Source organism: Streptomyces sp. NPDC060366, from assembly GCF_042725135.1.
Taxonomy (GTDB): domain Bacteria; phylum Actinomycetota; class Actinomycetes; order Streptomycetales; family Streptomycetaceae; genus Streptomyces.
This window is the reverse complement of the sequence record NZ_JBHXDC010000004.1, coordinates 497,769-509,415: the sequence shown is the minus strand read 5'-3', so window position 1 is coordinate 509,415 and position 11,647 is coordinate 497,769. Positions and strand designations below refer to the sequence as shown.

9 protein-coding genes are annotated in these 11,647 nt (G+C 72.2%); 3 read left to right on the top strand and 6 right to left on the bottom strand.

The window, feature by feature from the left end; all coding sequences use genetic code 11:
* Window positions 1–59: 59 nt before the first annotated feature.
* Together ACFWHU_RS14895 and ACFWHU_RS14890 are read right to left on the bottom strand one after the other, a co-directional pair.
* Window positions 60–2,282: a septum formation family protein gene (locus ACFWHU_RS14895; protein WP_387225120.1), complete on the bottom strand. Its 2,223-nt coding sequence runs from the start codon at window positions 2,280–2,282 to the stop codon at window positions 60–62.
* Between the two features lie 256 nt (window positions 2,283–2,538).
* Window positions 2,539–3,573 (bottom strand): ferric reductase-like transmembrane domain-containing protein, encoded by a 1,035-nt coding sequence (locus ACFWHU_RS14890; RefSeq protein ID WP_387225119.1) that lies wholly within the window; start codon window positions 3,571–3,573, stop codon window positions 2,539–2,541.
* Window positions 3,574–3,777: 204 nt separating this feature from the next.
* Between ACFWHU_RS14890 and ACFWHU_RS14885 the strand changes: the two genes are divergently transcribed.
* Together ACFWHU_RS14885 and ACFWHU_RS14880 are read left to right on the top strand one after the other, a co-directional pair.
* A complete protein-coding gene (locus ACFWHU_RS14885; protein ID WP_387225118.1) occupies window positions 3,778–4,536 on the top strand; it encodes a hypothetical protein in 759 nt (252 codons plus the stop codon).
* A 141-nt stretch (window positions 4,537–4,677) separates the two neighbouring features.
* Window positions 4,678–5,331 (top strand): sigma-70 family RNA polymerase sigma factor, encoded by a 654-nt coding sequence (locus ACFWHU_RS14880; protein ID WP_387225151.1) that lies wholly within the window; start codon window positions 4,678–4,680, stop codon window positions 5,329–5,331.
* A gap of 178 nt (window positions 5,332–5,509) precedes the next feature.
* On the opposite strand, the gene ACFWHU_RS14875 is transcribed toward ACFWHU_RS14880, so the two are convergent.
* From ACFWHU_RS14875 to ACFWHU_RS14860, 4 genes are all read right to left on the bottom strand, one after another.
* Window positions 5,510–6,760: an MFS transporter gene (locus tag ACFWHU_RS14875; RefSeq protein ID WP_387225117.1), complete on the bottom strand. Its 1,251-nt coding sequence runs from the start codon at window positions 6,758–6,760 to the stop codon at window positions 5,510–5,512.
* A gap of 99 nt (window positions 6,761–6,859) precedes the next feature.
* Window positions 6,860–8,152: an ATP-grasp domain-containing protein gene (locus tag ACFWHU_RS14870; RefSeq protein ID WP_387225116.1), complete on the bottom strand. Its 1,293-nt coding sequence runs from the start codon at window positions 8,150–8,152 to the stop codon at window positions 6,860–6,862.
* Window positions 8,149–9,225 (bottom strand): pyridoxal-phosphate dependent enzyme, encoded by a 1,077-nt coding sequence (locus ACFWHU_RS14865; protein WP_387225115.1) that lies wholly within the window; start codon window positions 9,223–9,225, stop codon window positions 8,149–8,151. The genes ACFWHU_RS14870 and ACFWHU_RS14865 overlap by 4 nt, the downstream gene beginning before the upstream one ends.
* Window positions 9,226–9,322: 97 nt before the next feature.
* Window positions 9,323–10,015 carry a class I SAM-dependent methyltransferase gene (locus ACFWHU_RS14860; protein WP_387225150.1) on the bottom strand — a complete coding sequence of 231 codons (693 nt, stop codon included), beginning with the start codon at window positions 10,013–10,015 and terminating at the stop codon, window positions 9,323–9,325.
* Between the two features lie 316 nt (window positions 10,016–10,331).
* On the opposite strand from ACFWHU_RS14860, the gene ACFWHU_RS14855 reads away from it, so the two are divergent.
* On the top strand, window positions 10,332–11,630 hold the full coding sequence (locus ACFWHU_RS14855) for a CAP domain-containing protein (protein ID WP_387225114.1): 1,299 nt from the start codon (window positions 10,332–10,334) through the stop codon (window positions 11,628–11,630).
* Window positions 11,631–11,647 lie beyond the last annotated feature (17 nt).

The following is an 11,647-nucleotide window of genomic DNA, read 5'->3' as shown; positions in this document are numbered from 1 at the left end:
TAGTCGTGCGTCGGACGGGCTTGTTCCGCCGGACGGGCTTGTTCCGTCCGACCGGCGCGTCATCGGAGCCCGCCGGTGAATGTGCCGTCGCCCATGTAGGACAGGGCGCACATGGTGTATATCGGGCTGTCCTTGGCGTTCCACGTCCACCAGTCCTGGGCCGGATAGGTGACGTTCAGGGCCATGGCGCCCTCATAGCCTTCCGTCTCCTTCTCGCACGCCGACTTCGCGCGCACGTAGACGGTGTCGTTACCCGGCCACTCACCGGTGCCGTCGGGGTACAGGACGGGATAGGCCACGATCTCGGCCCAGTGGGGTTCCTCGCAGGGCACGATGGGGATGCCGACCGACTCGAGGGACAGGTCCTTCTTGGTCTGGACGCACGACCCCACGGGCGCGTTGTCCTCGATGCGCTGGCCGAACGTGCCCATCAGCGCCGGATCGGTCGTGACCGTTCCGTCCAGCGGCACCTGGTCCTCTTCCGTCATGAACCGGTCGTCCGGCCAGTGCGCCACACACGTCGTGTACTCGTCCAGCAGGGGTCCCTTCGGGTCCCAGGCGTCCTCACCGGGCACAGTGAAGGTCACCTTCAGCCCCTTCGCCTCCGGACCGAGCCGCGCCAGGGCGAGTTCGCACCGGAACCGGGAGAGCGCCGTCGCCTGCTCCGCCCCCGGATACTTCCCCGTCAGATATCTGGACGCACTGTCCGCCAGCAGTTCGTACGCCACCACCTCACCCCAGTGCGACTCGTCGCACGGGACCACGTCCACCTCGCGTTCGCCGACCCGCCAGTCCGACTTGCTCCCGATGCACCCGCCCGGCGGGTCATTGTCCTCCACCTTCTCCGCGGAGATGACGACTGTGCCGCCCTGCGGCCGGTAGCCGTCGTTGCCACCGTCGTCGTCGAAGGCCCCCGTGATCTTCGCCACCAGGAAGCCCAGGAGGACGAGTGCCAACAGCGCCCAGGCGAGCGTCCGCCCGCGCCGGGGGCGCGGACTGTATGTCCCCGGCCTCGGATCGCGGAGACCGGCCAGCATGCGGTCGATCTCGTCGGCCCCCGGGCCGCCGGCCAACTGGCGTTTGACGTTCAGCAGCAGTGTTCTTGCCAGGCTGATCTGTCCGGCGGCGACCAACTGGTCGACCTGGGACCGGATCTGATTGAACGTCGTCATCATGTCGCGCAGACCGTCGCGGTTGGTCCTGACCGTCTGCTTGGTGACCGGGTCCGTCGCCAGTTCGGCCGCCGTACGGAACCATTTCGACGCGTTCAGGTTCGCGGCCGGACCGAGCCCGTCCGTGGCGGCGGTGGCGCAGTTGTTGAGCAGGACAGCGATGTCGTTGCGGGCGCTCGCGGTACGCCGGTGCCGGGCGTGCGGGACGAGCGACTCCAGCAGCGCCAGTGCGGGCAGGGCGTGGTCGTACACCTCGGCCGCGGCGCCGTCCCAGTTCCCCCCGTCCAACTGGGACGACGCCCGTTTCGCGGTCGCGCGCAGCGACTCGTAGTGAGGCGCGGCGGCCTCTTCCAGCTGGTCGTCGACCATGCCGGACGGTACGAGTGGCCAGTCGCGCGCCAGTTTGGCGAGCCGGAGTCGGTCGGCGGGCGCCGAAGCCCCTGCGGCGAGCTCGATGAGCGGTTTGACGAGGGTGCCCGGCATCGCGTCGCGGAACGTGTCGATCACCGACTCGTCGAGCTGCCGGTCGTCGAGTACGGCGATCCGGTGCCGCACGTGGTCCCAGAAGACGGCGCGTCTGAGGACCTGGCCCCAGAGCCGGGCGGCGTTGGACCAGAGCCGGACGGCTTCGTCGAGTTGGGGTCCGGCCGACACCGCGTCGTTCTCGACCTCCAGGTCGAGTGCGGCGCTGTGGGCGCGGACGGCGGCGTCGTGGTCGTGGTGCAGGGTCTTGGGGCACGAGCAGGCGGCAGTGGTCGTGGCGGTGACCGTTGTCGTCGCGGCGCCCGCGCCGTTCGAGGAACCGTCGGCCGCCGCGTCCCACAGCCAGAACAGCTCGTCGACCAGCCGACGTCGCGGATCGCCGAGTATGCGGTCGAAGGCGCCGCGGACATCGTCGAGCCGGACGGGGAGCGAGTGCCCGAGGTCGACGTCGGCGCCCAGCTCCAGCGCGGGCGTGATGCGCTGCTGACGCTGCCGCACGGCCCGCCGGTCGGCGTTCGTGGGCAGGCCGGTGATACGGAAGGCGTTACGCCGGTACATCTGCGGACCTGCCGCGTCCAGCAGTCCGGCTGTCGTCTCGTCGATCACAGCACGCTCCGAATCGACCATGTCGAGGGTTGTCCCTCTGGAAAGTATGGCGATCCCGCGCGCCCTGCTCCATGGCAACTGAATGGAATTCACATGGGTAACGCCCCCTTCGCCGGGCCCGGTTGACCGATGAACCGGGGCTGGGCGAAGGGGGCGGGAGAGGTGGTGAAGAAGGTGCGGAAGTTACGGGGCGGACGGCTACCGTCCCGGTTGGCCCGGACACCGCCGCGTGCGCGGGTCGGTCTGTGAGCGCGTACCAGCCGTCGGTCGCCGGGCGTCAGTCGTCGTGCACGTGCGTGGAGGACGTGTCCTCCGGCGGTACGGTACGCCCGCCGTCACGTCCCGAGGCGATCACCGCGACCAGGACACCGATGACGGCCACGGCCGCCACCCGGCCCGTCAGACGCACACTCCAGCCGGCCTTCGAACCGCGGTGCGCGCTCGGCGACACGAGGCGTTCCGAGCGGCGGGCCGGACGGAGGAGCCGGAGCAGGAAGAGGGCGGCGATGGGGAGTTGGAGCAGCCACACGGTGTTGCGGAAGGCCCCGTCGTACCAGACGTTCGTGCCGTACAGCAGGGTGTGCCACACGCTCAGGACGTACACGACGAGCACGAAGCGGTGCAGGATCCGCCAGGTCTTCGGGCCGATGCGGTGGCGTACGTAGAAGAGCAGGCCGAGCGGGATGGCGAGGTAGAGGGCCGCCTGGCCGATCGGCATGGCCCAGACGCCGGTGCCGGAGTTGTAGCCGCCGGGGATGAACGTCTCCAGTACGGCGGTGCCCACCCGTGAGGGCCAGGCGTCCGTGTCCTGGTAGATCAACTCGGCGGCGAACAGCAGCGCGTGGGCGACGATGAGCGCGATCGTGTTGAGGCTGGTGGTGCGGTGCAGGCGCTCCAGGCGGGGGCCCGAGAGTGGCAGGCGCGCGGGGCGCGGACCGGAGAGCAGCAGTCCGATGATGACGGTGCCCCACGCCCAGAGCAGGGCTGACCAGCCGAACGCCTGGCTGAGGTAGTACATCCAGAAGGCACCCGTGTCCGCCATGAACGGCATGACCGTCAGGGTGGACGACGTCTCCGCCTTGATCCTTATGAAGAGGATGACGAAGACGGCGGCCGTCACGACCAGGGCGACCAGGCCGTCGAGCCAGCTCGCCCGGATGTCCGAACGGAGGGTGACGCGCGAGGGCGTGGCGGCGGCCGGGGCGGCGCTTTCGCCGGCGGCGGCGCCAACGGCGGGGATCATGGGCGAGGCCGGGGCCGGGGCCGGGGTCTTCTCTGCGTCGGGCGTCGCGGGCTCTGGGGGCGGATTCATCGGGCGGTCTCCGGTTCCGTCATCTTCCGTCGTACGGATTGGTGCGCGGTCGTACTGTTGGAGGTGTCGGTGGCCGGACCCGATAAGTTCCCGAGGCTTTCATGTGAGCTGGATCACACCAACTCCTTGTCCCCGCATAGCGCGTGAACATCCGATGTATGCCCATCAGGTGGGCTTTACCGACAGCCCTGTCACGCTGGCACCATGACGGCCATGGGAGCCGGACCCGCACTCCGCCTCGCACGCACCGCGGTCTTCGCCGCCGTGTGTGTCGTGGTGTCCGGGCTCGGCCACGCCCTGTCGTCCGGTGGCCCACTGCCGCCGCGCGTCCTCGCCCTCGCCTTCCTGCCGGTGTGCGCGGCCGGCTGGTGGCTGTCCCGGAGGGAACGCGGCGGCGCGGTGATCGTCGGCGCGAGCGTCGCCGGACAACTGCTGCTGCACGCCGTGTTCAGCGGACTGCATCCCCTCCCGCCCGGCGGTCACGTCGGACACGGAGGCCACGGGAGCGGCGAGCGCGGTGGCGTCGGTACGTCTGCGAGCGACGCCGGTACGCCTGTGACCGACGGCGGTACGCCCCTGCCCGACGGCGGCGAGATCTCGCACGAGGCCTTCGGCGAACTCCTCAGCCTGAACGGGCTGTCCGGGCTGCTCCAGAGCTCCGGCTTCACCTCCGGCATGCTCGGCGCCCACCTGCTCGCCGGCCTCGTGTGCGGCTGGTGGCTGTGGCGCGGCGACCGCGCCTTCGTACGACTGGTGGGCGCCCTCGCGCTGTTCGCCTGCGAGTTCGCGTACGGCTTCGCGTACGCGCGGCTCCGGTTCGCCCACGAGGTGCTGAGCGGCGGCGCGCCGACCTATCTCCGGGTGCTCGCACCCCCGGTGCCGTACCGGCCGATCCGGCCCCCGGCCCAACTCCCGGCCCCGCACGTCGTGTCGCGGCGCGGACCGCCACTCCTTCCGTCCTGAGCGATTTCCCCACTCCACGCACTCCCCCGCTCCGATCCACGGGCCCGGCGGCCCGGACGCGAAGGACTTTCCGTGATACCTGCTGCCCGGCACACACCTGTGCCCACGCGCGTACCTCCTACACACATACCCCCCACCCGCATACATCCGACGACCAACCACCGTGCGCGCGTCGGCGACTCGGTCGGAAACTCCGCCGACGACTCCGAGATCACCGCGTGGGCCCTGGCCGCCGGTCTCGGTGACCGCAGAGCAGCCGAACTGTTCGTACGGGCGACGTATGACGACGTACGCCGGTTCGTCGCGCACCTCAGCGCCGACGTGCGCGGCGCCGACGACCTCACGCAGGAGACGTATCTGCGGGCGCTGGCGAGCCTCGCGCGGTTCGCCGGGCGCTCCTGCGCGCGGGTGTGGCTGCTGGCGATCGCGCGCCGTGTGGTCGTCGACCGTTACCGGCGGGCGGCCGCACGGCCGCGGATCGCCGACACCGCGGACTGGGTGACCGTCGCGGACCGGGCCCAGCCGCGGCATCTGCCCGGCTTCGAGGAGTCCGTGGCGCTCGCGGACGCGCTGGCCGCGATGGACCCGGGGCGCCGGCAGGCGTTCGTGCTGACGCGGCTCATCGGGCTCTCGTACGCGGAGGCCGCCGACGCCCTGGGCTGCCCGGTCGGGACGATCCGGTCCCGCGTCGCGCGCGCCCGGCGCGATCTCGCGGCGGTCTGGGAGCCGGAGGCCGAGGGCGCGGAAGCCGAGAGCGCGGAGGCGGCGGAGCCGACGGTGGCCGTTCCCGTCTAGGTCCTGTCCGGCGGATCTTCGGGGATAAGCCCGGGGCGTCCGGTGCGGTACATCGCAAGGCGGAGGATCGTGCTCGTACTGGACGTACTTGGATGATGCGACAACGCGGCGAGGTGCCGTGCCAGGCGTCCCGGGCCCCCGAAGATCCGCCGGACAGGGCCTAGCACGCACGTCCACGTCAGCGCGGGTGGCGAGCCCCCACAAGCTCGCCACCCGCGCGGCGCCGCGCCCGCGCCCGCCGCCGTGTCCCCGCCACGCACACCACCAGCAGCGCGGGCAGCACCACCGCCTGCGCGCTGACGACCAGCCAGAACACCGGTACCGCCGAGGCCCGTTCGGCCGCCCCGTACAACTGCCCGCCGATCACGGCCGCCGCGAACGCCCCCAGCCCGGCCGCCAGCCGCTGTCTGCCGAAGACCGTCGCGGAGGGGGCGGCGGACCGGTCGAGCGCTTCCAGGTCGTTCTTCAGGAAGAGGACGATCTCGCCGAGGCAGAGCAGTACCGCCCCGACCGCGATCCCCGCCCGCCCGCCGAGCGCGAGCACCGCCGTACCCGCGGCCATCGCGCCGAAGCCGATCCGGAGCGCGGACGCGTACGGCAGCGCGGCGAGGCGGCGCGCGAAGAGCGGCTGGGCGACGACGAGAAGGATGGCGTAGCCCATGAGGACGGCGCCGTAGAAGGCGGTGGAGGTGCGGGGAACGGCGTAGAGGGCGAGGTAGTGCTGGAAGAACATGAAGACGTAGACGGCGAGCACGGTGAACGCGAACGGCGGGAGGGCTGAGGGGCTTGGAAGGTGTCGACCGGAGGCCCCGCCACCCTTGGCCCCGCCGTCCTCGGCCCCACCCTCCTCCGCCTTCTCCTCCGCCTTCTCCACTCCTCCCGCCTCGTCCGCCACCCGCGGCAGCAGCGCATGCCCCGCCCCCACCAGCGCGAACAGCACCGCGACGCCCGTGAACAGTCCTGCGGGCGACGTCAGTACGAACGGAGCCGCCGCGGGCGGTCCGAGCGCGATGCCCGCGTTGAATGCGGAACCACTCGCCGCCAGCAGCCCCGGCCGCCGCTCGTGCCCGCAACCCGCCACCAGATAGGCCTTGTTGGCGGGCAGATACAGCGCCGCCCCGCACGACACCAGGAACAGCGCGCCCACCGCGACGAGCGGCCGGGTCAGCCCCGGTACGAACGCGGCGAAGCCCACCGTACGTACCGCGAGCGCCACCAGCATCGTCGCCCGCAGCCCGATCCGGGCCGCAAGCGCGGCCCCGACGACACCGCCGGAGAACTGCACCAGCGACGCGACCGCCAGTACGACGCCCACCACCCCGAGGCCGAGCCCGAACCGGTCGTGGAGCAGGACCGACATGTACGGGAGGACGGCGAAGCTGCCGAGTGTGATCAGGAACGAGGCCCCGAGCAGGAAGACTTGGGGCATCGTCAAGGCCGACGTCGGCGTCGACACCGGGGTCGGCCTCGGCGTCGACACCGGCGTCAGGTTCGACGCGGACCGGAGCAGCCTCGGCAGCCGCACACCTCACCCCCGCTCGGCCGTCTTCATCACGGGCCGCACCGTCGTCGCCGCGCTCCACGCCCGGTGCTGGGCCAGCTCCGCCGTCGGCGCCTCGGCGAGCACCATGCCCGTGCAGCCGCGCTGGTCGCCCACGTGCCGCACGGTGTCGCCCGCCGCCCGGACCGGATACCAACCCACCTCGCCCGGAAAGGCGTTCAGGCCCTCCAGCCCGGCCCACCCCTCCAGAACGCCCGGCTCGTCCGCGTACACGAGGACGAAGGCGACGGCCGGTCCGGTCGGGCGTAGCGGCGCGTCCAGCAGGCGTGGGCGCCGGCCGAGCGTGACGTCCACCAGCGCCTCGTACACATTGACGTCGAGCGTGCGGCACATGGCCTCGGCGACCAGGGCGCCGCCGATCCTGCGGTTGATCTCCACCAGCTCGGGTCCGCTCCGCGTGAGGACGAACTCGACGTGCGCGAAGCCCTGTTCGTGCCCGGCCGCCGCCAGCACGTCGCCCACCCACCGTTCGATCGCGGCCAGTTCGCCGGGCGGGAGAGCCACCGGGAAGGCGGCGGCCTCCTCCCGTACGGCGGGACGGCGCGACGTCTGGCGGCTCAGTACTCCCAGCAGCCGTGTGTGCCCCTCCCAGCTCAGGGTCTCCGCGCTGTAGAGCGGCCCGGCGAGGAAGGGCTCGGCGAACAGATCCCCGTTCAGCCCGCCCGCACCACCGGCCCCGCCCGCACCGCCGGCACCACCCGCCCCGCTCACCCCTCCCGCACGCTCCTCGGCGTCCCCGAGCGCCGCGCGCAGCCCCTCGTAGTCGTGCACGATCCACACGTCCCGCGAGGACGTCCCGGCGGACACCTTCAGCACGGCGGGCAGCCCTACGGCTTCGCGCACCAACTCCGCGCTCTCCGGCCGGGGTTCGATCTCCACCGCCGTGCCCGCGCTCAAACCCGACCGGTGCAGCGTCCGCCGTACGCGCGCCTTGTCACGAAGCAGTTTTACGGCCTCCGGATCGGGACCCGGCAGACCGAGTTCCTGTGCGAGGTCGGCCGCGGGCACGCTCCAGGTGTCCGTCGTGTTGATCAGCCCGGCGAGGTCGGGCAGGCTCGCGAGCGCGTCGCGCACCGCGACCGGGTCGAAGGTGTCGACGTCGATGACGTCCACCCCGTAGGCCCCGTCCGCGGTGGCCAGTTCATGGCGGTACACACTCCGGTCACCGGTCAGCAGGACGAACCGGTGACCGGCGGCGTGGGCGGCCCGCGCCGTGCGTCCGAGTCCGAAGGAGAGCGCTTCGAGGGCGGCGATGGTCATCGGACCGCCTCGCTCTCGGGCGTGACGACCGCGGCGGGCGGCGCGGGTCGGCCCGCCCACTCCAACACGGCCCATGGCGGGCGGAGTTCGGCGAGCTCGTCGATGCGCTCGGGCCGCAGGGTGCTCGGATCGGACGCCTCGGCGTGCCGCGCGAACACCCGCTCCGCGTAACGGTGTCCGGTGTCGGCGCCGAGGACCAGATGCGTACGGCGCGGATCGCGGGCCGCCTCCCAGCCGGCGACGAGATGCGCGGCGCCGGTGGACAGCCCCGCGAACACCGCGTGCTGCCGCAGCAGTGCGACCGAACCGGCCATGGCGTGCCGGAAGTCGAGCCAGTGCATGGTGTCGTACAGCTCGTGCCGCACGTTCCCGAAGGGGATGGAGCTGCCGATGCCCGCGATGATCGCTTCCGGGTCGCTGAAGCCCTCGCTGCCGAACGTCACACTGCCGAAGGGCTGGATGCCCACCAGCCGGACCGTGCGGCCGTCGGCGCGCAGCGCCCGCGTGAGCCCGCCGGTCGAGGCGCCGGTGCCGACGGTGCCGACGACGGTCAGGTCCTCCCCGGGCAGCGCGGCGGCGGCCAGGTCGGCCAGCTCGCGGTAGCCGGTGTGGTGGACTCCGTCGTGGTACTGCCGCATCCAGTGGAAGTCCGGTCGTTCGGCGAGGAGTTGGCGCACGTGCCGTACGCGCCGCTCCTGATCGAGCCGCAGGCTCCGCGAGGGCGGCATCTGGTCGACGGTGGCGCCGAGGACCTCCAACTGGGCGCGCATCGTGGCGTCCACGGTGGTGGAGGCCACGATGTGGCAGCGCAGACCGTGGCGGTGGCAGGCCATCGCGAGCGCGAGGGCGTAGATGCCGCTCGAACTGTCCACGAGGGTCTGGCCGGGCACGATCCGGCCGCGTTCGAGCAGCGCGCGTACGGCGCCGAGCGCCGCGTACACCTTCATGGTCTCGAAGCGGGCCAGCACCACGTTCTCGGAGAGCCGGAGGAAGGCCGGGGCTTTCATGGCGTCGGTGATGTGATCGTGCACGGGGACCGTGAGTTGGGGGGTGGCGGGGCTGAGCTGGGGCATGGCGTACGGGTCCTCCAGAACTGTGGAGCGTGGCGTACGGACGTGGTGACGGGGTGTGCGGCCGGAGGCGGGCCCCGTACGCGGTCGTCGCCGGGCGTCACTTCTTCAGGCCCCGGACGATCAGCCGGCGCGAACTCTGGTCGTACGGACCGCCGTCGAAGTCCCCGAAGCACTCGACGTCCGCGAACCCGGCGGCCACGAACAGGTCGTGCAGTTCGGCGGCGCTGTAGAGGAACGACCTGATGGACGCGGTGCGGGCGGTCTCCCCACGGACGAGCGTCCAGTCGGTGCGGAGCCTGCGCCAGCTGTCCAGGACGGTGTCGCGTTGCACGATGTACGAACCGTCCGGCAGGTCCACAGCCTGTGGACGGCCGATCCAGCCCGCGAGCACCTCCTTGCCCATGACGTCGACCAGCAGCCGGCCGCCGGGGGCGAGGCTCCGCCACGCGTTGCGCAGGACCTGGGCGTTGTCGTCAGCGTCCTCGAAGTAGCCGAAGGAGGTGAAGACGTTGAGGATCACGTCGTAGCTCTCGGGGGCCGCGTACGTGAGCATGTCCTCGCGTACGAGCCGGACATCCGCCGCCGCCTCCCGGCAGGCCGCTTCGGCGCGCTCCAGCATGGCCGGGCTCAGGTCGACGCCGGTCACATGGTGGCCGCGAGCCGCCAGGGGGACGAGGAAGAGGCCGGGGCCGCAGCACAGGTCGAGGACCCGCGAGCCGGGCGGGAAGTCCAGCAGCGGGGCGGTGCGGACCAGCTCGGCGACGGTCTCGGCGCGGGCGCCGGAGAACATGGCGGGGGCGAAGTCGACCCACAGGCTGTCGTCGTCGTACCAGTCGCCGCTCGTCGCCCCGCTCGTCGCCCCGCTCCTCACGTCGCCGGTCACATCGCTCGGCACATCGGCCTCCAGGTTGTCCGTCCCCGCTCTTGTCGGTCCTTGTGAGTTGTCGCGGCGTGGCGGGCCCGAGTTCCCGGAGTGCGCGAAATGGCGAGAGATGGCCACGACGGGTGGGGCGGGAACCCGGCCGCTCGCGCCGGGCGTTCTACCGTCGACCGTCCGGAACAGACAGCCGACGCATACGGCCGGAACGGAGAAAGGGGGCCGCACGATGCTCGACCTGATCCCGGGCGGAAACGTGTCCCTGCCCGGCGGTGTCCTCGCGATCCGGGTGCCGGGCCCCTTCGATCTGTCCGTCCTGATCACCGGCGACGACGGAAAAGTGTCCGGTGACGGGGACTTCGTCTTCTACAACCAGCCGTCGGCGCCCGGCGCGCGTCTGCGGGGCGACACGGTCACGGTGGACGTGGGGCGGCTGCGCGCCGGGGCGAGCCGGGTCACGGTGGTCGTGAGCGCAGCCGACCCCGCCGTCCCGCTGGGCCGGCTGCCCGCGCCCACGCTTTCGGTGACGCGAGCGGACGGACCGGGTCCGCCGCTCGCCCGGTTCGCTCCGCCACGCCCGGCGCACGAGAGCGTCCTGCTGCTCGCGGAGATCTACCGCCGGGGCGGCGGGTGGAAGCTGCGGGCGCTGGGCCAGGGGTACGCGGACGGACTGGCGGGGGTCGCACGCGACTTCGGCATCGAGGTGGCCGAGGACAGCGCCCCGGCCACCGCCTCCACCGCCTCGGTCCCCGGCGACGGCATAGTCTCCCTCGTCAACGCCGAGCGCTCACGCTCCGGTGCGCCGCCCGTCACGGCCGACGCCCGCCTCGCGGCGGCCGCACAGGCGCACTGCGCCGGCATGGCGGCCGAGGGCCGGCTGGGTGCCGCTTCCCGGTCGGGTACGTCCCTCTACCAACGGGTCACGGCCCAGGGATACGCGTATCTGATCGTCGCCGAGCAGCTGGTCTCCGGTCCTCGTACGGAGGCCGACTTCCTGGCGTACTGCCTGACCTACGCGCGCATGGGCCGTACGGTCCGCGACCCGGCCCTCTCGCAGATGGGCCTCGGCCGGGCCCCGGCCCCCGGCGGCGACATCTTCTGGACGGCGGTGTGGGCCCGCCCGCTGACCCCGCACGGCCTGGCGTCCGTGGCGTCCGACGTCGTCGCGCTCACGAACCGGGAGCGTACGGCCGCCGGTCTGCGCCCGCTGGCCGGCGACCCCCGGCTGACGACGGCCGCGCAGGCGCACAGCGACGAGATGGTCGCGCGGGGCTTCTACTCGCACACGAGCCCGGACGGGCGGCAGCCCTGGGACCGGGCCGCCGCCGCGGGCTGCACCCACCGGGGCATAGGCGAGAACATCGCGTGCGGCCAGCGCTCCGCCGCCGAGGTGGTCCGGGGCTGGATGGACAGCCCCGGACACCGCGCCAACATCCTCAAGCCGGACTTCACCCACATAGGCATCGGCTTCCGCGGCGGCGGTGAGGCCGGGACGTACTGGACCCAGCTGTTCGGCATGTCGGGCTAGGAAGACCCGGAAGGCAC